The organism is Nonomuraea sp. NPDC049625 (genome assembly GCF_040675285.1).
Lineage (GTDB): Bacteria > Actinomycetota > Actinomycetes > Streptosporangiales > Streptosporangiaceae > Nonomuraea > Nonomuraea angiospora_A.
Window position 1 is genome coordinate 228,545 of record NZ_JBFAOQ010000008.1, and the last position, 21,493, is coordinate 250,037.

Annotated in this window: 17 protein-coding genes; 9 read left to right on the plus strand and 8 right to left on the minus strand. The window is 73.6% G+C overall.

The genetic code is table 11. The annotated features are described in order from the left end of the window. The first annotated feature begins 278 nt into the window (after positions 1-278). Together fusA and AB0J87_RS33070 are read left to right on the plus strand one after the other, a co-directional pair. On the plus strand, positions 279-2,333 hold the full coding sequence (fusA, locus tag AB0J87_RS33065; RefSeq protein ID WP_363971456.1) for an elongation factor G: 2,055 nt from the start codon (positions 279-281) through the stop codon (positions 2,331-2,333). 73 nt (positions 2,334-2,406) lie between these two features. Then, the gene (locus AB0J87_RS33070) at positions 2,407-3,813 is read left to right on the plus strand and encodes an FGGY family carbohydrate kinase (RefSeq protein WP_363971457.1); all 1,407 of its coding nucleotides are present in this window, start codon (positions 2,407-2,409) and stop codon (positions 3,811-3,813) included. 37 nt (positions 3,814-3,850) lie between these two features. Here AB0J87_RS33070 and AB0J87_RS33075 read toward each other — a convergent pair whose 3' ends face one another. The 5 genes from AB0J87_RS33075 to AB0J87_RS33095 are packed head-to-tail and all read right to left on the minus strand — an operon-like array spanning position 3,851 to position 8,102. After that, entirely contained in the window at positions 3,851-4,828 is a 978-nt protein-coding gene (locus tag AB0J87_RS33075; protein WP_363971459.1) for a zinc-binding dehydrogenase, read from the minus strand. Continuing rightward, positions 4,828-5,187 carry a hypothetical protein gene (locus AB0J87_RS33080; protein WP_363971461.1) on the minus strand — a complete coding sequence of 120 codons (360 nt, stop codon included), beginning with the start codon at positions 5,185-5,187 and terminating at the stop codon, positions 4,828-4,830. The genes AB0J87_RS33075 and AB0J87_RS33080 overlap by 1 nt, the downstream gene beginning before the upstream one ends. Beyond that, positions 5,184-6,047, minus strand: a complete 864-nt coding sequence (locus AB0J87_RS33085) for an extradiol ring-cleavage dioxygenase (protein WP_363971463.1) — start codon at positions 6,045-6,047, stop codon at positions 5,184-5,186. Before AB0J87_RS33085 ends, AB0J87_RS33080 begins: the two co-directional genes overlap by 4 nt. Then, positions 6,040-6,927: a citryl-CoA lyase gene (locus tag AB0J87_RS33090; RefSeq protein ID WP_363971465.1), complete on the minus strand. Its 888-nt coding sequence runs from the start codon at positions 6,925-6,927 to the stop codon at positions 6,040-6,042. The genes AB0J87_RS33085 and AB0J87_RS33090 overlap by 8 nt, the downstream gene beginning before the upstream one ends. Next, entirely contained in the window at positions 6,924-8,102 is a 1,179-nt protein-coding gene (locus tag AB0J87_RS33095; protein WP_363971467.1) for a CoA transferase, read from the minus strand. The genes AB0J87_RS33090 and AB0J87_RS33095 overlap by 4 nt, the downstream gene beginning before the upstream one ends. Before the next feature lie 161 nt (positions 8,103-8,263). On the opposite strand from AB0J87_RS33095, the gene AB0J87_RS33100 reads away from it, so the two are divergent. From AB0J87_RS33100 to AB0J87_RS33115, 4 genes are all read left to right on the plus strand, one after another. Next, entirely contained in the window at positions 8,264-9,706 is a 1,443-nt protein-coding gene (locus AB0J87_RS33100) for an amidohydrolase family protein (protein ID WP_363971469.1), read from the plus strand. 70 nt (positions 9,707-9,776) lie between these two features. Continuing rightward, positions 9,777-10,577, plus strand: a complete 801-nt coding sequence (locus AB0J87_RS33105) for an IclR family transcriptional regulator C-terminal domain-containing protein (RefSeq protein ID WP_350727347.1) — start codon at positions 9,777-9,779, stop codon at positions 10,575-10,577. Positions 10,578-10,695: 118 nt separating this feature from the next. Next, positions 10,696-12,708 (plus strand): M14 family metallopeptidase, encoded by a 2,013-nt coding sequence (locus tag AB0J87_RS33110; RefSeq protein WP_363971471.1) that lies wholly within the window; start codon positions 10,696-10,698, stop codon positions 12,706-12,708. A gap of 23 nt (positions 12,709-12,731) precedes the next feature. Then, a complete protein-coding gene (locus tag AB0J87_RS33115) occupies positions 12,732-15,311 on the plus strand; it encodes a M14 family zinc carboxypeptidase (RefSeq protein ID WP_363971473.1) in 2,580 nt (859 codons plus the stop codon). Here the strand turns inward: AB0J87_RS33115 and AB0J87_RS33120 are convergent. The 3 genes from AB0J87_RS33120 to AB0J87_RS33130 are packed head-to-tail and all read right to left on the minus strand — an operon-like array spanning position 15,301 to position 19,799. Then, positions 15,301-18,111 carry an FAD-binding and (Fe-S)-binding domain-containing protein gene (locus tag AB0J87_RS33120; protein WP_363971475.1) on the minus strand — a complete coding sequence of 937 codons (2,811 nt, stop codon included), beginning with the start codon at positions 18,109-18,111 and terminating at the stop codon, positions 15,301-15,303. The two genes, AB0J87_RS33115 and AB0J87_RS33120, sit on opposite strands and share 11 nt — an antisense overlap. Before the next feature lie 22 nt (positions 18,112-18,133). Continuing rightward, positions 18,134-18,982: a fumarylacetoacetate hydrolase family protein gene (locus AB0J87_RS33125; RefSeq protein ID WP_363971477.1), complete on the minus strand. Its 849-nt coding sequence runs from the start codon at positions 18,980-18,982 to the stop codon at positions 18,134-18,136. Between the two features lie 46 nt (positions 18,983-19,028). Beyond that, a complete protein-coding gene (locus AB0J87_RS33130; protein ID WP_363971479.1) occupies positions 19,029-19,799 on the minus strand; it encodes an IclR family transcriptional regulator in 771 nt (256 codons plus the stop codon). A 207-nt stretch (positions 19,800-20,006) separates the two neighbouring features. On the opposite strand from AB0J87_RS33130, the gene AB0J87_RS33135 reads away from it, so the two are divergent. Genes AB0J87_RS33135 through AB0J87_RS33145 form a run of 3 tightly spaced genes read left to right on the plus strand, consistent with a single transcriptional unit; the run spans position 20,007 to position 21,469 of the window. Further along, positions 20,007-20,471 (plus strand): hypothetical protein, encoded by a 465-nt coding sequence (locus AB0J87_RS33135; RefSeq protein WP_363971481.1) that lies wholly within the window; start codon positions 20,007-20,009, stop codon positions 20,469-20,471. 6 nt (positions 20,472-20,477) lie between these two features. After that, entirely contained in the window at positions 20,478-20,720 is a 243-nt protein-coding gene (locus AB0J87_RS33140; protein ID WP_355200383.1) for a hypothetical protein, read from the plus strand. 35 nt (positions 20,721-20,755) lie between these two features. Beyond that, positions 20,756-21,469, plus strand: coding sequence for a phosphatase PAP2 family protein (locus AB0J87_RS33145; RefSeq protein ID WP_363971484.1), 714 nt, complete (start codon positions 20,756-20,758; stop codon positions 21,467-21,469). The last annotated feature ends 24 nt before the right edge of the window (positions 21,470-21,493 follow it).

The window sequence follows — 21,493 nt, forward strand, 5'->3', positions numbered from 1 at the left end:
GAACCTCGCACGCACGCGATAAATCGCTTTCTCCACCCGCCGCCGGTTCACTACACTCGCCACTGATCATCGACGAGGGAGAGGAGTACGGCCGTGCGCAACAGCACCGCTGCCGTCATTCCCCCGTCGCGCTACGAGGTGATCCTGGTGTCTCCGTCGTCCCGGTGCCGGCTGCGCGGCCGCCACTGGACGACGCCCTGACGACACCCGCCTCCTGGCCTTTCGTCAGGGGAATCGCGCTGTCCCGCTGAAGAATCCTCCCGAAAGGGTCTTGGGCCGTGCGTCCCCGAATACCTGACAATTCCCTTGCCATCGTCCGCAACCTCGGCATCCTCGCCCACGTCGATGCCGGCAAGACCACCGTCACCGAGCGCATGCTGTTCCTGGGCGGCGCCACGTACAAGCGCGGTGAGGTGCACGACGGCACGACCGTCACCGACTTCGACCCCCTGGAGCGCGACCGCGGCATCACGATCTTCGCCGCCGCGGTGAGCTTCGCCTGGGACGGGCACCGCGTCAACCTGATCGACACCCCCGGCCACGTCGACTTCTCCGACGAGGTGGAGCGCTCGCTGCGGGTGCTGGACGGGGCGATCGCGGTGTTCGACGCCGTCGCGGGCGTCGAGCCGCAGAGCGAGTCCGTGTGGCGGCTGGCCGACCGGTACGGCGTGCCGCGCATCGCGTTCGTCAACAAGCTCGACCGGGCCGGCGCCGACCTTTACACGGCCGTCGAGTCGATCCGCCGCCGGCTGCACAGGGCCCCGCTGGTGGTCCAGCTGCCGATCGGGCAGGAGGGCCGGTTCACCGGGGTCGTCGACCTGGTGCGGATGCGTTCGCTGGTGTGGGCGGGCGGGGGCTGCTCCGCCGGGCCGGTGCCGGAGGACCTGCTGGCGGAGGCGCGGCGGCGACGCCGGCTGCTCGAGGAGTCGGTGGCCGAGCTGCACGCCGGCGCGCTGGAGGAGTTCTGCGTGCGGCCGTCGATCTCCGACGAGACGCTGGCCGGCGCGCTGCGCGACCTCACGCGCAGCGGTGCGGGCCTGGTGGTGCTCTGCGGGTCGGCCTACCGCGACCGCGGGATCGAGCCGCTGCTCGACGCCGTGGTGGCGTACCTGCCGTCGCCGCTGGACGTGCCGCCGGTGCGCGGCGAGGACGGCGCGGAACGGGCCGCCGACCCGGAGGCGCCGCTGGCGGCGCTGGCGTTCAAGGTGAACGCCACCGCCACCGGGCGGCTGACCTACGTGCGGATCTACTCGGGAACGATGCGGAAGGGGGACACGGTACTGGTCACTGGGCCGGCCACCGGCGCGGGGCGCACCGAGCGCGTCAGCCGCATCCTGCGCGTGCAGGCCGACCGGCACACCGAGGTGGACCTGGCGGCGGCCGGGGACATCGTCGCGGTCGTCGGCCTCAAGTCGGCCCGCCTCGGGACCACGCTGTGCGCGCCCGGCGCGCCGCTGGTGCTCGAACCGCCGAGCACGGCCGAGCCGGTGGTGTCCGTGGCGGTCGAGGCCCGCAGGAGCACCGACGCCGAGCGGCTGGTCTCCGGGCTGGCGCGGATGGCCGAGGAGGATCCGTCGCTGGCGGTCCGTACGGACGCCGAGACCGGGCAGACGCTGCTGTCCGGGATGGGCGAGCTGCACCTGGAGGTCGCGGTGGACAAGCTCCGGCGCGAGCATGTCCTGGACGTCGCCGTGGGCCGGCCGCAGGTGGCCCACCGGGAGACGGTCGTGCGCGGCGTGTCCGGGCTGCTGTACCGGCACGTCAAGCAGGACGGCGGCGCCGGGCAGTTCGCCCACGTCGTGCTGGACGTGGAGCCGCTGGACGGCACCTTGGACGGTGCCTTGGACGGAGGCGGTTTCGCGTTCGCCTCGACCGTCGTCGGCGGCCGGGTGCCGCGCGAGTACGTGCGCGCGGTGGAGGCCGGTTGCCGGGACGCCCTGGCCGACGGCCCGCTCGGCGGCCACCCGGTGACCGGCCTGCGGGTCACGCTGACCGACGGGGCCACCCATCCGAAGGACTCCTCGGACCTGGCGTTCCGCACGGCCGGGCGGCTCGCGCTGCGCGAGGCGCTGCGGGCGAGCGCCATGGAGCTGCTGGAGCCGGTGGTGGAGGTCACGGTCACCGTGCCCGACGACGCGGCCGGCGCCGTGCTCGGCGACCTGGCCGCCAGGCGCGGCCGGATCTCGGGCTCGTCGGCACGGGCCGGGACCGCGGTGATCAGCGCCGTGGTGCCGCTGGCCGAGGTGTTCGGGTACGCGACCCGGCTGCGCAGCCGTACGCAGGGCCGTGGCACGTTCACCACCCGGCCCGCCGGTTACGCCCCCGCCAGGTAAGAGGTGGCCCCGCCCCAACGCGGGGCGGGGCCACGCGCCGGGCAGGGCGATCGGATCGGCCATAGTGTGACCCATGAGGGTGCTGGCCGGGGTCGACGTGGGGACCACGCATGTCAAGGTGGGCTTCTTCGACGAAGGGGGCGGCTGCGTCGCGGCCGTGCGGCAGCCGACCCCGCGCGAGTTGCCCGCCCTCGTCGCCGCGGTGACGGGGGCGCTCGGCGAGTGCGCCGCGCGGGCCGGGCGGGGGCCGGAGGCGATCGGGGTCGCGGGCATGGCCGAGACCGGCGTGCCCCTCGACCGCGCGGGGCGGCCGCTCACCCCGCTGCTGTGGTGGAACGACCCCCGGGCCGCGCACGAGGCCGCCGAGCTGGCCCGGGACGCCGTGCGGTTGTACGCGCTGACCGGCCGCCGCGCCGACCCCAAATCGCCGCTGGCCAAGTGGCTGTGGCTGCGGGCCCACTCGCCCGAGGTGCTGGAGTCGATGCGGTGGTGGGCGCACGTGCCGGACGCCGTGGCGTACGCGCTCACGGGGCGCCTGCGGACGCACGGGACGCTGGCCGCCCGCACCCTGGCCTACGACCTGGAGGCCGGAGACTACGACCCGGAGCTGCTCGCGCGGGCCGGGCTGCGCGGCGGGCAGCTGCCGGCTCCGGCCGGGTCCGTGGAGCCGGTCGGGCCGCTGACCGCGGAGGTGAGCGGGGTGACGGCCGGGGTCCCCGTGGTGATCGCGGGCCACGACCACGCGGTGGGGTCGTGGGCAGCGGGGGTGCGGCGGCCCGGCGACGTGGCCGACTCCCTCGGCACGGCGGAGGCGGTGATGGTGCTGTCGGACTCCCGCCCGGACGCGCGTACGGGACTGGCCCTCGGCATCACGACCGACCCGTCGCTGGACGGGACCCGCAAGGTGGTGGTCGGCGGCCTGCCCACCAGCGGGGCCATGCTCGACTGGCTGCTCTCCCTCACGGGGAACGGCGAGAGCGGGTACGCGGCGCTGCCCGGGCTGCTGGGCGGGGTGCGGTTGCCGACGGGGATCGTGGTGGAGCCGTACCTGCGGGGCCGGGTCGCGCCCGCGCCCGACCCGGCCCGGCGCGTGACGGTGTCGGGGCTCGGGCCCGAGCACACCCCGGGCGACCTGCTGGCGGCGGCCGTCGAGGGCACCTGCCTGCACGCCCGCTGGATGCTCGACGAGCTCGCCGCCGTCACCGGCACCGCCCCCGAGCGCCTCGTGGTCCTCGGCGGGCAGGTCAGGATCCCGCTGTGGATGCGGGTCAAGGCCGCGGTCTCGCCTGTCCCGGTCGAGGTGGTGCGATCCGATGACGCGGTCTGCGCGGGAGCGGCGCTCGTCGCCGGGCAGGCGGGCGGCTCGCTCGACGACGTACCCGTGCTCCCCCGCGATCGCCTGCCGCCCGAACCCGAGCTCGCCGCCGCCTACGTCCCCCTTTACGAGCGCTTCCTGGCCTCGGCCCGCACACCCCGATGACGGACCGCGCCTCACACCCTGATGACGGACCGGCGCCTCAGGTGACGCGCAGGACGATCCGGCCGCCGGCCGCGCCCGCCGCCTGGCGCCGCCAGGCCGCTCCCGCCGCCTCCAGCGGCACCACCTCGCGGGCCACCGACAGCCGCCCCCGCGCCGCGTGTTCCGCGATCAGCGTGATGGCCTGGGCGCGTTGCTCCCGGGTCAGCTCGTTGTTGGTGTAGCCGAGCACCCGCAGCGACCGGCCGCGCAGGGTGGAGGAGTCGAGCGGGCACGTCTCGGAGGCCGAGCCGCCGAGGTTGACGAGCCGGCCGCCCGGCCGGAGGGTGCGGGCCGCCGCGGCGGCCGGGGCGCCGAAGAGCGGGTCGAGCACCAGGTCCACCGGCCCGTCGCAGGCGGCCGAGAGGCGGGCGGCGAGGCCGGCCACGTCCTGAGTGCCGAGCTCCACCACCGCGTCAGCGCCCGCCCGCTTCGCCCGTTCCCGGCCCTCGGGAGAGCGGGCGGCCGCGACGACCCGGCGCGCTCCGGCGAGGCGGGCGAGCTGAACGGCCGCCTGGCCCACCACGCCCCCGGCGCCCAGCACCACCACCTGCTCCCCCGCCGCGAGCTCGCCGCGCCAGGTCAGGGCCATGTGGGCGGCCACGGCCGACAGTCCGAGCGCGGCGACGGCGTACGGGTCGGCGCCGGCGGGCAGCTCCACCAGGTCCTCCGAACGCACCACCGCCAGCCCGGCCATGCTCCCGTCGCCGGGCGCCATCCCCGCCGAGGTCGGGAACCACACGGCCGTCTCCCCGACGGCCCCCACGCCCTGGACGCCGGGCACGTAGGGGACGGCGGGCGTGCCGAAGTAGGAGGCGCCGCCCGCGCACAGCAGGTCCAGCGGCGTGACCGGGGCGGCACGTACGCGCACCAGGCTCTCCCCCGGCCCGGCCACCGGCACGGGGACGTCGCCGACCACGGGAGGCCGGCCGCACGTCTCGACCCGGGCCGCGCGCATCCGGCCGTGCTCGCCGGTCATCAGGTCGCGATGTCCGGGTACGGAAGCCGAAAACCCGCCAGCCGCCGCGCGTACTCCGTCTGGAAGCCCAGCGGCGGGTGGTCGCGCTCGAACATCGCGATGAACAGGGTCAGCGTGAGGAACGGGTGCGCCCCCAGCTCGAACAGCTTCGGGTAGTCGTGCGCGGCCAGCGCCTCGCGCTCGGCGTCGTCGAGGCGCAACCAGGTGGAGGACTCGCCGGTGTGGCAGCCGAGGATGCGGTTGGCGTACTCGGACTCCCACCACTCGACGGTGGCGCGCGGCTCCTCGCGGTAACGCTCGACCAGCTCGGGGTCGCGGTCGACGGTGAAGAGGAACTTGTTCACGAGGTACTTGCTCACGAAGAACCCCCGCTCGGATACCAGGTGAAGTACGCCTCCATCGTGTGGAACAGGTCGTACGTGTCCACGTAGTCGGCCTTGCGGCCCTCCCCCGCCACCCCCATCATCAGCATGAAGTCCATGAACCCGTGCGTGGCGTTCCCCGGCTGGTGGAGGCTGTCCAGGGTGACCTCCGACAGGCAGCCCTCGATGTCCCCGGTGGAGATCCACTCGACGGCCTTGCGGTCGAACTCCGGGTCGGGCCCGTGCGGCCCGAACTGGCGCGGCCCGCCGAGCTCCAGCGACAGGTGCCCGGTGCCGATGACCGCCACCCGCCGGTCCGCCGGCCAGGACTCCACGAGCTGCCTGATCGTCCGCCCGAGCTGCACGAACCGCTGGGGACGCGGCAGCGGCGGGGCGAAGATGTTGGTGTAGACGGGCACGATCGGCAGGTCGGCCTCGGGGCGCAGGGTGATGATCGGGCACGTGATCGAGTGATCGATGCGCAGCTCGTTGCTGAAGGCGAGGTCGAAGCCGGCGTCCAGGCCCTCGCGCAGGATGTACGCCGACAGGTCCTCCTGGCCCTTCAGCACCATCCGCGGCAACCCGAACTCGCGTTCCTCGTTGTAGAAGTTCGCGTCGTAGAAGGGCGCCTTGCCGACCAGGAACTGCGGCATGTTGTCCAGCCACAGCTGGTGGAAGTGGTCGGAGCCGACCATCACCAGCACGTCGGGCCGCGCCTTCGTGAGGGTCTCCCTGAACGCCTCCACCTTGCGCACCCACTCGTCGGCGAACGGCGGGCGGTCCTCGCCGGTGGAGGTGCTGGCGCGGTAGTAGAAGGGGTGGTGGGTGGATGCGATGACCGCGACGAGTTCAGCCATGCGTACCTCCGTTGGCGGCATACGGCTCGGGCGGGACGGGACGGTTGTTGAGGTCCACCGAGAGGAAGATGTCGTTGGCCACGGGACGGCGCAGCTCCTCGGCGAGCTGCCCGATCAGCCCGGCCGTCCTGGCCAGCAGCGCGAAGCCGCGCAGCAGCTCCAGCGGCAGCCCCAGGTCGGCCAGCGCCGCGCCGCACGCGCCCGCGCCGTTCAGCGGCAGCGTCCGGCCCAGGATCTGGGGGTGCACGCGGCCGACGGCGGCGAAGAGCGACAGGTGCGGCCCGAACAGGCCCTCCTCGGCCGCGATCTCGAACAGCCGGGCCGTGCGCGGGTCGCCGTCCTTGTGCACGTGGTGGCCGAGGCCGGGAATGCGCCCGCCCGCCTCGCGCCGGGCCCGAACGGTCTCCAGCGCCAGGGCGTCCCAGCCGGCGTCGTCGGCCGGGAGAGGGCCCTGGTCCCGCAGCACGTCGTTGAGGAAGCGGCCGCAGTCCTCGGTGACGCCGAGGAAGCGGGAGCCGCCGCCGAGCAGCCCGGCCGCCAGCGCTCCCTGGACGGAGTCGGGCGCCGACAGGTACGTCAGCCGCGTCACGATCGCGGTGGGCGTGAACCCGTGATCGGCCAGCGCGGCCAGCACGGCCTCGAACACGCGCACCTCACCGCGGGCCGGGCGGCGCTGCGTGGCCAGCCAGAACGCCAGCTCCCCGAAGCCCACCTCGCCCATGACGTCGGCGGCCAGGTCATGGCCGAGCAGGGTGATCGTCTTCAGCGAGGACGCCCCGAGCGCGGTCGGATACTCCTTCGGCTCCCCGCCACGACCGCCGATCCCGACGACCGCCTCCTCCGCGTTCCCGCCGGTGCCGACCCCGTCGCCGCCGCTCACGACCGCGCCTCTTCGGAGGATCCCGAGGCCGGCTCGGTGGGGGTGAGCCACTTGCGCAGCTCCGTGCCGTGCTCGTCGAGCTCCGGCGGCGGCAGCTGGTAGCCCGCGGGCGTCTCCGATAACCGGATCGGATGCCGCGTCGTCGGCACGGCCCGCTCCCCCTCCCCCACCACGACCACCGGTTCGAGCCCGAACCGCTCGGCCACCGCGAACCCGCCGTCGATCGTGTTGATCGGCCCGCTCGGCACCCCCGCCTCCACCAGCAGGTCGAACCACTCCTCCGCCCGCCGGGTCACGAGCCGCTCCACGAGGATCGGCCTCAGCTCCTCCCGCCGCGCGGTCCGGTCGGCGTTGCGGGCGAAGCGCGGGTCGCCGGCCACCTCGGGGATGCCCAGCACCTCGCACAGCTTGCGGAACTGCCCGTCGTTGGCGGCCGCGACGATCAGCTCGTGATCCGCCGTCGGCAACGGCTCGTACGGGAACACGCTCGGATGCGCGTTGCCCATCCGGTACGGCACCACACCCCCGGCCACGTACGCCGAGCTCTGGTTGACCAGCCCCGTCAGCGCCGACGACAGCAGGTTGACCTCGACGTGCTGCCCCTGCCCGGTGGCCTCCCGGTGCCGCAGCGCGGCGAGGATGCCGATGACGGCGTGGTTGCCCGCCATCACGTCGAACACCGAGATCCCGGCCCGGTACGGCGGCCCGCCGGGATCGCCGGTCAGGCTCATCAGCCCCGACATGGCCTGCACCATCAGGTCGTACCCCGGCACCAGCGCGCCCGCCCCGGCGCCGAACCCGCTGATGGAGGCGTACACGACGCCGGGGTTCAGGGCCCGCACGGCCGGGAAGTCCAGCCCGTACTTGGCGAGCCCGCCCGGCCGGAAGTTCTCCACCAGCACGTCCGCGCGCCGGGCCAGCTCCCTGGCCGCCTCCGCGTCGGCCGGGTCGCGCAGGTCGAGGGCGATCGACCGCTTCCCCCGGTTGACCCCGAGGTAGTACGTGGACACCTCGCCCCGCGCGGGCGGCGTCCACGACCGGGTGTCGTCCCCGCCGGGAGACTCGACCTTGACGACGTCGGCCCCCAGGTCGGCCAGGAGCATCGTGGCGTACGGCCCCGCCAGGACCCTGGAGAAGTCGGCCACCAGCAGGCCGGACAGCGGCCCCTCAGGCACGATGGAACTCCCCTTCCCGCGTCCGTTCAACGGACAGATGTCCGCTGAGCCCGATCACATCACCGACGCGAGCCCGCGTCAACCGCCTTGACACGTAGGCGAGCGCTCATCACAGTGGCTGTGACCGTATAGCGGACAATCGTTCGCAAGGAGCGTGTGCCATGAACGAGTTCGAGGCCGGACGGCCCGTGGTGCTGCGCGGCGGCACCGTGCTGCCCATGTCACCCAGTGGGAGCAGGCGGGTTCTGCCCCGTACGGACGTCCTCGTGACCGGGGACAGGATCGCCGCCGTCGGCCCCGAGCTGGAGGCGCCCGAGGACGCGGTCGTGATCGACGCGTCCGGCGGCCTGGTCATGCCGGGCATGATCGACACCCACCGGCACATGTGGCAAACGGCGCTGCGCGGCTACGGCGCCGACTGGACGCTCACCCAGTACTTCGTCTGGTTCTACCTGGAGCACGGCAAGCTGTTCCGGCCCGAGGACATCCACGCGGGCAACACCCTGGCCGCGATCGAGGCGCTGGACGCCGGCGTCACCACCGTCGTGGACTGGTCGCACGGCCTGCGGACCGTCGACCACGCCGACGCCGCGGCCGACGCGCTGGAGTCCGTGCCCGGCCGGTACGTGCTCGCCTACGGCAACATCCAGCAGCCGCCCGCCGAGTGGACGGCCGCGCCCGAGTTCCGCGACTTCGTGCGCCGGCGTGTCTCCGGCGGCGGCATGCTCGGCTTCCAGATCGCCTTCGACGTGCTCGGCGACCCCTCCTTCCCGGAGAGGCCCGCCTTCGAGGTCGCCCGCGAGCTCGGCGCCGCCGTCACCACGCACGCCGGTGTGTGGGGCGCCACCAGCGACGACGGCATCCGCCTGATGCACGAGCACGGCTTCATGACGCCGGAGACGATCTACGTGCACGCCGCCTCGCTGTCGGCCGACTCCTACCACCGCATCGCGGCCACCGGCGGCTCGATCTCGGTCTCCACGGAGAGCGAGCAGAGCGCCGGCCAGGGTTACCCGCCCACCTGGGCCGTCCGCGCCCACGGCATCCCGGTGTCGCTGTCCATGGACACCAGCGTGTGGTGGAGCGGCGACCTGTTCTCGGCCATGCGCACCACGCTCGGCGCCGACCGCTCGCGCGAGCACCTGGAGGCGCACGCCAAGGGCGAGACGGTCACGCACTGCGGCCTGCGCGCCGACCAGGTCGTGGAGTGGGCGACCCGGGGCGGCGCCCGGGCGCTGGGCCGCGACGACCTGGGCGTCATCGAGCCCGGCAAGAAGGCCGACCTCGTGCTCGTCAAGAACGAGCACTCGCCGGTGTCGTTCCCGATCCTCAACCCGTTCGGGCACGTCGCGTTCCAGGCCCAGCGCGGCGACGTGCACACCGTGATGGTCAACGGGCGCGTGGTCAAGCACGAGCACCGCCTGCTCGGCGTCGACCTCGCCGGGGCCCGTGCGCAGGTCGAGCGCACGGTCGAGCACCTGCGCTCGACGATGGGCGACGAGGCCTGGGAGAAGGGCATGAACCCGGACATCCCCTCGGCGAAGGTCCTCGACAACCCGTACACGTACACCGACTACCGCAGTGATGCCACCCACCGCCTCTGATCGGCCGCTCTGCGGACGGGCGACCGTCTAGAGTCGGATCGAACGGATTCCGAGCGAGGCGAGGGCGTAGATGGCACGTGGTGACACCGGACCTGACTTCATCGAGGCGCTGGCCCGCGGCCTCGATGTCATCAGGGCATTCCAGCCGGGGCGCCCGGTCATGTCCCTGACGGAGGTGGCGACGGCCGCCGGCCTGGCCCGGCCGACGGCCCGCCGCATCCTGCTCACCCTCCAGGAGCTGGGGTACGCCAGGTCGGAGCAGGGCGGGTTCGCGCTCACGCCGAGGGTGCTGGAGCTGGGCGTCACCTACGTCCGCTCGATGGGGCTGTGGGAGGTGGCCAGGCCGCACCTGGAGCGGCTCGTCACCCAGACCAACGAGTCGTCCTCGATCGCCCAGCTCGACGGCTCCGACATCGTCTACGTCGCCCGGGTCGCGGTGCCGAAGATCGTGTCGCTCCAGGTGCAGATCGGCACCCGCTTCCCCGCGCTCCAGACGTCGCTGGGCAAGGTGCTGCTGGCCGCGCTGCCACCGGCCGAGGTGGAGCGGGTGCTGGCCGAGCCGGGCCGCTCGGGCATCGAGCCGCGCTGGCGCCCGGACGCCAAGGAGCGCGAGGCGGCGCTGCGCGCGGTCCGCGCCAAGGGGTGGGCCGCCACGGACGAGCAGCTCGCGCTGGGGATCCGGTCGGTGGCGGCGCCACTCAGGGACGGGCTCGGCAACGTCATCGCGGCCGTCAACGTCAACGCCCACGCCGCCGAGACGTCCATGGAGAAGCTGACCGAGGAATACCTGCCGCTGCTGCTGACGACGGCCGGCGCGATCAGCGCCGACTGGGCGCTCTACCAGGCGGTCCCGCACGTCACGGCCTCCTGAGATCCATCCCCGCGCCGCCTGGGTCTTGCCGGTTGGGGCAACTCCGCCTTGAATGTGCCCCATACGGGTGATCCAGGAGGGGCCGATGCGTGGTTTACGGGCGTCCGCAGTCGTTCTGTTGATCGTTCTCACGACGTTCGTGGCCGCGGAGCCATCCGTCCCGGCGGTCGCCGGGCCGGGTGACCCGGAGCCGGCCTCGCTGGTCACGCTCTCCGTGCCCGACCGCGCCGCGATGGAGCGGCTGGTGGCCTCGGGAGCCGACCTCACCGAGCGGGTGCGCCCGCAGGCGGACGGCAGCGTCCAGGTGGACGCGGTGGCCACGCCCAGCCAGCTCACCTCCTACGCCGCGCTCGGCGCGACCCTGGCGCCGGGCACGCCGCCCCAGGCGAAGGCCAAGGCCACCACCGCCCAGGACCAGCTCGTTGTCGAACGGGCCGTCTGGATGAAGTCCCGCGACGGCTACTTCCTGTCGGTGGAGGCGTCCAGCAGCGCGGGCGAGGCGGCCACGCTCACCGTGACGTGGAAGGGCAAGGGCGGCTCGACCGGGCAGGCGCCGATGGTCGCGTACGTGGACGCGGGCGCGTACCTGGGCCACCAGTTCAGCACCCCGGTGCCCGCCGAAGCCCGGCCGCAGTGGGTCACCGTGACCTCCGCCGGCGGCGGCACGGCCGAGGCGAGGGTCAAGGAGTGGCCCGACGGCGACCAGCCGGACCGCGCCGGCCCCGGCTACCAGAAGGACTTCGTCACCCAGTACATGCCGCCCGCGCAGCTCAACGAGCGGATCAAGGCGCTGCACCAGCGCTACCCCAAGCTCACCGAGCTGATCACGCTGCCGTACCCGACCAACGGCTATCGGCGGCACGCCCAGGCACTGATCGGCACGCCGCCCGCCGCCGCCGTCGTGATCACCTCGGACGCGTACGGCTCCGAAGGCGGCAACGACCTGGCCGCCGAGCTGGTGAACCCCGGCGCGCCCGGCCGCCCGCTGCAGGTCACCGTGAACGGCAAGCTCATCACCGTCAGCCTGGCCACCGACGGCTCAGGCGCGCCCACCAGCACCGCCGCCCAGGTCACCGCCGCGATCAACGCCACCGCGCCGAACTCCACTGGCGGCACCGGCGTCAAGGCCACGACCTACCGCGGCAACGCGGGCGACGGCGTCATGGCAACCGCGCCGCTCACCCAGCTCAGCGACTTCCTCAACGCGCCCGCGAGCGTCTCCCGCGCGCCCGCCCGGGTGCTGGCCCTGCGGATCGGCGCGCACCGCGACGGCAGCCGCACCGGAGTGCTGGCCTACGCCCAGGAGCACGCCCGCGAGTGGGTGGCGCCGCTCGTCGTGGTCGAGGCGGCCGAGCGGATGCTGCGCAACTACGCCCGCGACAAGGCCACCCGCAGGCTGCTGGAGCGCACCGACGTCTTCATCGTGCCGACCGTCAACCCGGACGGCGCCAACTACAGCTTCTACGACTTCAACGGCCAGCGGAAGAACATGACGAACCACTGCCCGGCACAGCAGTCCGACCCGGCGCTGCGCAACACCTGGGGTGTGGACGTCAACCGCAACTACGCCGTCGGCTCGCTGTCCGACGGGTACTTCGGCGCCTCGGCCAACTGCCAGAGCGGCACGTACGCGGGCCCCGCCGAGCACTCCGAGCCCGAGAGCCGCAACGTCATGTGGCTGGCCGAGAAGCACCGCAACATCAGGTTCGCCATGAACGTGCACAGCTACGGCGGCTACTTCATGTGGCCGCCCGGCGCGTACCGGCTCGACGGCCGCGTCACCCTGCCCAGGCCCACGGCGCAGCAGGAGGCGTACTTCCTGCGCTCGGCCCGCACCATCGAGCAGGCCATCGCCGCCGAGCGCGGCACCGTCATCTGGCCCCAGCAGACCGGGCCCGTGACGGACGTGCTCTACTCCGCGGCCGGCAACTCCGCCGACGAGCTCTGGTACGACCACGGCGTCTACGGGTGGGACTTCGAGGTGGGCGCCGACCTGTGGGACCCCGGCACGCGAACGTGGCAGGCCGTGGGCTTCCAGCCGCCCTTCGCGGAGGGGCACGCGGAGGCGCTGGAGTTCGCGTCCGGGCTGATCTCCCTGGTGGGGGTCGCCGCCGACTACCGGGAACCCTGATCCGCACCCTCTGGAGGACTCCCTTGCGCCTGCCCCCTGCCCTGCTCCCGGCTCTGCTCCCGGCTCTGCTCACTGGGCTCCTCGTGATCCCGCTCGTCCCGCACGCGGTGTCGGCCGACCCGGTCGCGCCGCCTACCCCGGCCGTGCGCGACTTCGGCAACGGCCCGGAGCGGAACGAGGTCGCCGCCGACGTGCCCGAGCGGGCCGAGGCGCGCGCGGCCGCACAGTCCGAGCAGGCCGAGCAGCCCGGCATCCTGTCGCACGACCGGGGCTACCCCCGCCGGACCCGGCTGCCGCTGCCCCCCGAGAACCCGGCCGACGCCTCGATCAAGCTGGGCCTGGTGCCCCACCACGGCATCGCGCCCCGGCTGAACGACCTGCAGCAGCGCGGCGACCGGGTCAGCGCGCAGGTCATCGGCCGCTCGTACGGGGGCCGTGACCTCTACCTGGTGACCGTCACCGCGCCGGAGAGCGCCGCCGAGACGCGCGAGCAGGAGCGCATCCGCGACCGCATCGAGAACGACCCGGCCGCCGCCGCCCGCGACCGGAAGCTGGTCACGAGGTACAAGGCGCCGGTGTTCGTCAACGCCAACATCCACGGCAACGAGTGGGAGGGCACCGACGCCGCCCTGCGCGTCATCGAGGAGCTCGCCACCAGCAAGGATCCCAAGGTCGCCGACCTGCTGGCGCGCACCCGCCTGTACTTCAACATCACCGCCAACCCCGACGGCCGCGTCACCGGCGTACGCCAGAACGGCGCCGGCTTCGACCTGAACCGCGACTTCGTCACCGCCTCCCAGCCCGAGGTGCGGGCGATGCGCCAGATCATGATCGACGCCCAGCCGGTTACCATGATCGACCTGCACGGCTACGTCAACGGCACGCTCATCGAGCCGACCACGCCGCCGCACGGCGCCAACTACGAGTACGACCTGTTCATCCAGAACACCTACGCCAACGGCCTCGGCATGGAGGCCGCCGTGAACGGGCTGGGCTACACCGTCGAGAAGGACGGCGTGTACCCGGCGCAGATCCCGTTCCGCGACTCCGCGGAGGGCTGGGACGACTGGCCGCCGATCTTCACCCCGCAGTACGCGCCCTTCCACGGCGCGGTGGCCGCGCACACCGTCGAGATCCCGCTGCGGGTCAACGGCTCCGACTACACCCAGCTGCCGGTCGAGGAGCTGCGCCGCCGCTCCGCGATCAACACCGACGTGGCCGCCGCCGCCATCCGGTCCACCTACGCCTTCGTGCGCGACCGGCACGACCGGCTGATCGCCGACCAGATCGAGGTGTTCCGGCGCGGCGCGGCCGGGGAGCCGTCGAAGTCGGTGCCGCTCGGCATCGTGCCGGGGTTCGGGCCGGAGGACGTCTACACCACCACCTTCCCCCGGGCGTACGTCATCACCGGCCGGCGCTCGGAGGCGGCCGCCGCGCGCCTGGTGGACCACCTGATCGCGAACGACGTGCGGGTCGAACGGGCCAGGCACGCGTTCCGGGCGGACGGCAGGACGTATCCGGCCGGTTCGTACGTGGTGGACATGCGCCAGCCGAAGCGCGGGCTGGCCAACGTCATGCTGGAGGCGGGAGCGGACATCTCGCCCAGGGTGGACGCCATGTACGACATCTCCGGCTGGAGCCACGGCCTGCTCTGGGGCGCCGGCGTGGACGGCGTCACGTCCCTGCGGGTGCAGGCCGACCCGGTCAAGGCCGCCGCGCCGACCGGGTCCGTGCCGCGCACGCCCGGGGCGCTCGCGCTCAAGGTGACCGACCCCAAGGACGTCCTCGCCCTGAACGACCTCCTGGCTCAGGGCACGGCGGTGACCTGGGCGGACGGCGCGGCCATCGTGCCCGCGTCGGCGCGACAGGCCGCCCGCGCGGTCTCCGAGCGCTACGGCGTCGCCTTCACTCCCGCAGGGACGGCGTCCGGCGCGCCGCTCTCGCAGGTCAGGATCGCCGCCGCCGCCTCGGCCGACGAGCTGTTCACGCTGCGCGAGCTGGGCTTCGCCGTCACCCCCGTCTCCACGGCGGCCCTCAACGCGGGCTACGACTGGAGCGGGACCGACGTGCTGTTCGTCTCCAGCGGGCTGAGCTACACCGCGCTCAACCCGGCGGCCAGGACGGCGCTCGACGCGTTCCTGACCACCGGCGGCGTGATCACCCGTGGCGGCACCGGAGCGGCCTTCAACGCCGCCGCCGGGCTGCTCACCGCGACCGCCGTCGCGGGCCGCGGCGACGCCAACGGCGTCGTACGCGTGCTCTCCACGGGCGGGCAGGTGGGCGGCGGATCGCCGGACCACTCGTTCGTGTACTCGCCGCGCTGGTTCACCGGCCTCGGGCCGGAGGTCACGGTCGAGCAGTCGTACGCGGCCGAGGGCCCGCTGGTCTCCGGCCACTGGCGGCCCGACGCCGACGGCACCGGCGGTCAGGACGCCGCCAGGGGCCAGGCGGCCGTGGTGAGCGGCAGGGACGAGCGGGGCGCGGCCGTGGTGCTGTTCGGCACGGAGCCGATGTTCCGCAACCACCCCAAGGGGCTGTTCCCGCAGGTGGCCAAGGCCCTGTACTGGGCCTCCTCGGTCACCGGCGCGGCCGTCAAGGGGTAGTGACCCGGTCCAGGAGCTCCAGGAGGTGGTGGTACGGCTTGCCGGTGGCGCGGGTCAGGCCGAGCTCGCACGTGCGGTTGACCGAGGCGTGGGCGGCGAAGTCCTCCCGCGCCACGGCGGCGGCCTCCGCCCGGGTGGCGGAGGCGGTCAGCTCGGGGTGGAGCAGGCCGCGGTCGCCGGCGAAGGCGCAGCACTGCCAGCCGTCCGGCACGACGACCCGTTCGGCGACGGTCTCGGCGACGCGGGTGATGGCGGCGTCGAGGCCGAGCCGGGTCGAGGAGCAGGTCGGGTGCAGGGCCAGTGAGGGCAGCCGGCGGGCGGCGGGCAGGCGCGGCAGGAGGTGCTCGGCGGTGAAAGCGACCGCGTCGAGCACCCGGATGGCGGGCGAGGCCGCGGCGGTGAGGCGTTCGAAGCCCTCGGTGCAGGAGGCGGCGTCGCTGACGACCGGGATCCGGCCGCCGTCCGTGGCCGCCGCCAGCGCGTCCCGGACCCGGTGGCGCATCACCTCGTAGCCGTCCGCGAGGCCCTTGGACGACCAGGGCGTGCCGCAGCACAGGCTGCCGATCCCATCGGGCACGCGCAGCCGCACGCCCGCCCGCTCGGCCAGGCTGAGCAGGGCGGCCATCGCGCCGGGGCCGCCCTCGGCCGGGGCGAACAGGGTGTTCAGGCAGGACGGGACGAAGACGGCGTCGGCGTCCTCGGCCGGGGCCGGGCGGCGGGGCGTCCCGCCCCGGGGCAGGTCGCGGCTCCACTGCGGGACGGCGTCCTGGCCCGCCACGGCGCGGGCGGCCTTGCTCGCGCCCTCGGCGAGCGGGGCCGGTGTCGCGGCGGCGGCGTCGAGGGCCAGGTTCATGGCCCGGGTGACGCCGTTCCAGTGCTTGGCGGCGGACTTCCAGCCCGCGCGGGCGGCGCGGCCGTGGCGCTCTTCGCGCAGGCGTTTGGTCAGGTCGCCGGTGTTGATGAGGACGGGGCAGGCGGTGGCGCACATGCCGTCCACGGCGCAGGTGTCCACGGCGTCGTAGCCGTACTCCTCCTCCAGCCGTTTCGCCAGCGCGTGGTCGCCCGCCTCCTGTGCGGCGGCCAGCTCCCGCCGGAGCACGATGCGCTGGCGCGGCGTGGTGGTGAGGTCGCGGCTGGGGCAGACGGGCTCGCAGTAGCCGCACTCCACGCACCGGTCGACCTCGGGCTCGACGGTGACGACGTTCTTGAGGTCGCGCAGGTGGGCATGCGGGTCGTCGGTGAGGACGACGCCGGGGTTGAGCGTGCCCGCGGGGTCGCACAGGCGCTTGACCTCGCGCATCACCTCGAACAGCTCGTCACCGTACTGGCGGCGGACGAAGGGGGCCATGACGCGGCCGGTGCCGTGCTCGGCCTTGAGCGTGCCGCCCCGGTCGAGGACGGCGGCGACCATGTCCTCGGTGAAGTCGGCATAGCGCTCCAGGTCGGTGTCGAAGCGCTCGTTGAGCATGAAGTGCAGGTTGCCGTCCTTGGCGTGGCCGAAGATCACGCTGCGCTCGTACCTGTGCTTGGCGAACAGGCCGGCCAGGTCGTCGCAGAGGTCGGCCAGGACGGGCACCGGGACGGCGACGTCCTCCAGGAGCGCGGTGGTGCCGCTGGGGCGGGCACCGGCGACGGAGGCGTACAGGCCCTTGCGGATGTGCCACAGAGCGGCCCGGCCGCCCGCGTCCCTGCTCAGCCGCGCCGGGGCGGCCAGGTCGAGCGTGGCGAACAGCCGCTCCGCCGTGCGCTCGTGCTCGGCGAGCGGTTCGGGGTCCGACTCCTGCCACTCGACCAGGAGCGCGGCGTGGTCCCGTACGGTCAGCGTGCGCAGGACGTCGTCGGCCCTGGGGTCCCGCTGGGCCACCCGCAGGGACTCGGCGTCCAGCAGCTCGACGGCGGCGGGGCCGGCGGTGACGAGCTGCGGCATCGCCGCCATCGCCCGGCGCAGCGTGGGGAAGACGAGCAGGCCGGTCGCGGCCAGGCGGTGCGCCGGGACCGTGCGCAGGACCGCCTGCGCGACGAAGCCCAGGGTCCCCTCGCTGCCGATCGCGAGATGGGCGAGGATCTGCGCGGGCGTGTCGTGGTCGAGGAAGCTGTTGAGCCCGTACCCCATGGTGTTCTTCAGGGAGAACTGGGCGGTGACGCGCCGCACCGACTCGGGGTTGCCGCGGACCCGGTCGCGCAGCCGTTCCAGGCCCCGCGCCAGCTCGGGCTCCAGCGCGCGCAGCCGCGCGTCGGCGTCGGGGGCGGCGGTGTCGACGACGGTGCCGCTGGGCAGCACCAGGACCAGCGACTCCAGCGTCTGGTACGTGTTGGCGTGGGTGCCGCAGGTCATGCCGCTGGAGTTGTTGGCGACGACGCCGCCGATCGTGCAGGCCGACTCGCTGGCCGGGTCCGGGCCGAGCTTGCGGCCGTGGGCGGCCAGCCGGGCGTTGACCTGGCGCAGCACGGCGCCCGGCTGCACGCGGACCCGGTCGCCGCCGTCGAGCACCTCGATGCTGCGGAAGTGCCGCCGGGTGTCGACCAGCAGGTGCTCGCTCACGCCCTGCCCGCTCAGGCTGGTGCCCCCGGAGCGGAACGTCAGCGGCAGCCCGGTTCGCATGAGCGCCGCCACCTGCTCGGCGCTCTCCGGCACCAGGACCGCCTGCGGGGTGAGCAGGTAGTGGGAGGCGTCATGGGCCATGCCGAGCCGGTCGGTGGCCCGCGTACGGGTGATCCCGGGCACGGCGGCCTCGACCGCCGCCAGGACGGCGGGGTCCGGGGCGGTCAGCCGCCGCTTCTCGGAATGGGTGACGCTCATATCTGTCCTTACCGCTCTGTCCTTAGCGCGGGCCCAGGACCTGCTGGCGCTGGCTGCCGAGCCTGTCGATGCCCAGCTCGATGACGTCGCCGGGCTGGAGCCAGATGGGCGGGTTGTGGCCCATGCCGACGCCGGGCGGGGTGCCGGTGTTGATCAGGTCGCCGGGCTCCAGCACCATGAACTGGCTCAGGTAGTGCACGATGACGTACGGGTCGAAGATCATCGTCTTGGTGGTGCCGGTCTGCCGGCGTACGCCGTTGACGTCGAGCCACATGCCCAGGTTCTTGACGTCGGGGATCTCGTCCGGGGTGACCAGCCACGAGCCGGCCGGGTTGAAGGTCTCGGCGGACTTGCCCTTGGACCACTGGCCGCCGCGCTCCATCTGGAAGGCGCGCTCGCTGACGTCGTTGACCACGCAGTACCCCGCGATGGCGGCGGCGGCCTCCTCGACCGAGTCCAGGTAGGAGGTGCGCCTGCCGATCACGATGCCGAGCTCGACCTCCCAGTCGGGCTTGGTGGAGCCGCGCGGGATGCGCACCTCGTCGTACGGGCCGATCAGGGTGTTGGGCGACTTGGTGAACAGGATCGGCTCATCCGGCACCGCCTGGCCGGTCTCGGCGGGATGGTCGCTGTAGTTCAGGCCGATACAAAGGATCTGGTGCGGCCGGGCGATCGGCGCGCCGACCCGCTCACCCGCGAACGCCCGCACCTCGCCCCCGGCGACCCGGTCGGCCAGCAACGCGGCGCCGCCCGCGGCGAAGAAACGCTCGTCGAAATCGGGCGTGACGTCCGAGACGTCGATGTAGTGGGACTCGTCCACGCGGACGACGGGCTTCTCGGCGCCGGGCGCGCCGATGCGCATCAGGTACAACGCTTTCTCCGTGTTCGGCTCGGAAGGGTACGGGCGGCGGTGACGTTCACGAGATCTCCCGCCCGGCGACGATGCGGCGAATGGCGGCCAGGTCGTCGACGAGCGACTTCAGCGGCGTCCGGTAGGCCAGCCCGCTGACGCTGACGGCGCCGCTGGGAACGGTGGGCGAGGTCAGGTAGGCCAGGACCGCCACGCAGTTGACGCCCGGCTCGTTCTCCTGGTCGTCGACGGCGTAGCCCAGCTCGCGGATGCGCACCAGCTCGGCGTGCAGCTGCTCCACCGTGCCGATCGAGCGCTTGGTCGGCAGCTCCAGCCGCCGCTCCCCCACCCACTCGCGCACCGCGTCCTCGGTGCGCAGGCCGTCGGCGAGCAGCGCCTTGCCGACGGCGGTGCAGTGTGCCGGGTTCCGGCCCCCGACGACGGAGGTCAGCCGGACGGCCCCGTCGGACGGGTCGAGCTTGGAGCGGTAGACGACCGAGGTCCCCTCCAGCACCGCGTAGTGCACGGTCTCGCCGTAGCGGTCGCACAGGGCCCGCAGGATCGGCGTGACCCGCACGTGGTCCGGCCGGGCCTCGTGGTGGGCGAAGGCCATCCGCAGGAACTCGTCGCCGAGCACGTACCGCCCATGGCCGTGCTGCGCCGCGAATCCGGCGCGGCGCAGCGACGCCAGGGCACGGTGGACCGTCGGCTTGGGGCTGGCCACCGCTCGGGCCATCTCCTCCAAGCCGATACCGTCGGGGTGGCGAGCCAGCTCGGCAAGGACCGCGAGCACGCGGTCGGATCCGACGAGCTTGGACTCGGCAGCCATCTCGGACATGTTCCGAACGTTAGACTATCGTTCCGAAAAGTGAAAGTTGGCCCCCCTCCCCGGGCCCTTCACCTCAGCCGGTTTGCCCATCGCCACGACGAGGCGCCGCCCCCGAATCGCATTGCCCCGCCAGGCGCCACACCCAGAGCTCCCAACCTTCAGGGCGGCTGAAGCTTGCGCTAGGCTTCAGTCACCCTGAAGGTTGGAGGTTGAGGAATGCTGGAGCATGTCCTGCTGTCGGTGCACGTCCTGGCCGGCATCGTGTTCGTGGGAGGCTCGGCCGTGGCGACGAGCCTGTTCCCCCGCTACGTGCCGGTCGCGACCGGCGGGCAGGGCGAGCCGCCGCCGGATCCGGGCGAGCGCAACCGGAGTGTCGCGGTCGCGCTGCACCGCATCACCGGGGGCTACGCCGCCTTCGGGCTCATCGTCCCCTTGGCCGGGATCATCCTGGCGAGCGTGCAGGGCCGGATGGGCGAGATCTGGATCACCGCCTCCATGATCCTCACGGCCGTCGCGGGCGCCCTGCTGGCCACGCAGATCTACCCGCGCCAGCGCGCCGCGCTCAGCGAGCCCGGCGACGAACGGCCGCTGCGCGTGATGTCCATGCTGGCCGGCTTCTACAACCTGGCCTGGGCGGTCGTCGTGGTCCTGATGATCGTACGGCCCGGCGCGGGGGACTGACCCGCCATGCGCCTGCTCCGGATCGCGGCCGCCGTCGAGGCCGCCTCCCTCGTGCTCCTGCTCGGCAACCTGTTCACCGTGCACGCCAAGGTGATCACGACGTTCTGCGGCCCGCTGCACGGCACCGCCTACCTCGCCGTGATCGCGGCCACCTGGACGGTCCGGCCCGCCGCCCGCCTGCTCGCGTTCGTCCCGGGGATCGGCGGGCTGCTCGTCCTGCGGACCGCGCGCGCCCGCGCCGGAGGCTGAACTCGGCCTTATCCGGCCTTCTTTATCGTTCCACCATGAGGTCGAACAGAGCGGGGTTCCCGGTACCGGTCTCCGTGGCGCTCCTCGTTCTCGGCACGGTGATGGGCTTCGCCGCCCGTACGCCCGCGTGGACCGCCGTGGACGCCGCCGTGAGCGACGGGGTCCAGTCGCTCCGGAGCCCGTGGCCGACCGCGGTGGCGCAGGTCCTGAACGTGGGGTTCGGCACGGTCATGGGCCCGCTCCTCGCCGCCGCCCTCGTCGTGGGGGTGGCCGTCTCGGGCCGGCCGCGGGCCGCCGGGCGCGTGCTGGTGATGATCGCCGCCGGGTGGGGCGTCAGCTGGGTGCTCAAGACCGTCGTCGCCCGTTCCCGGCCCCCGGTCTCCGACTCCCTGGTGTACGGCCTCGGCTCCGGCAGCTTCCCCAGCGGCCACGTGTGCCTGACCCTGTCGATCGTGATCGCCGTCGCGACCCTGGTCAGGCACACCCGCTTCCACCGGCCGGTGCTGGCGGCGGGCTTCGTGCTCGTGGCCGTCCAGATGCTGGCGCGGGTCTACCTGGGAGCGCATTACGCCACCGACACGCTGGGCTCGATCGTCGTGGCCCCCGCCGCGATCCACGTGGCGTTGAACGCGCGCCGGCTGGGTCTGCTCGATCCGCCGGGGAGACGCCGGCCGGCCCGCCCCGCGGTGGCGGAGCAGGGCGGTGGCGACGCCGCCTCCCCGGCGTCGGACACGAACTCCAGCCGGTAGCCGGCGCCCAGATGCGCCGCCGCG

Excerpts from the sequence above, each read along its gene's own strand:
- AB0J87_RS33070 (WP_363971457.1), top strand. The coding sequence starts at position 2,407 with ATGAGGGTGCTGGCCGGGGTCGACGTGGGGACCACGCATGTCAAGGTG.
- AB0J87_RS33075 (WP_363971459.1), bottom strand. The coding sequence starts at position 4,828 with ATGACCGGCGAGCACGGCCGGATGCGCGCGGCCCGGGTCGAGACGTGC.
- AB0J87_RS33085 (WP_363971463.1), bottom strand. The coding sequence starts at position 6,047 with ATGGCTGAACTCGTCGCGGTCATCGCATCCACCCACCACCCCTTCTAC.
- AB0J87_RS33100 (WP_363971469.1), top strand. The coding sequence starts at position 8,264 with ATGAACGAGTTCGAGGCCGGACGGCCCGTGGTGCTGCGCGGCGGCACC.
- AB0J87_RS33105 (WP_350727347.1), top strand. The coding sequence starts at position 9,777 with ATGGCACGTGGTGACACCGGACCTGACTTCATCGAGGCGCTGGCCCGC.
- AB0J87_RS33120 (WP_363971475.1), bottom strand. The coding sequence starts at position 18,111 with ATGAGCGTCACCCATTCCGAGAAGCGGCGGCTGACCGCCCCGGACCCC.
- AB0J87_RS33130 (WP_363971479.1), bottom strand. The coding sequence starts at position 19,799 with ATGTCCGAGATGGCTGCCGAGTCCAAGCTCGTCGGATCCGACCGCGTG.
- AB0J87_RS33135 (WP_363971481.1), top strand. The coding sequence starts at position 20,007 with ATGCTGGAGCATGTCCTGCTGTCGGTGCACGTCCTGGCCGGCATCGTG.
- AB0J87_RS33140 (WP_355200383.1), top strand. The coding sequence starts at position 20,478 with ATGCGCCTGCTCCGGATCGCGGCCGCCGTCGAGGCCGCCTCCCTCGTG.
- AB0J87_RS33145 (WP_363971484.1), top strand. The coding sequence starts at position 20,756 with ATGAGGTCGAACAGAGCGGGGTTCCCGGTACCGGTCTCCGTGGCGCTC.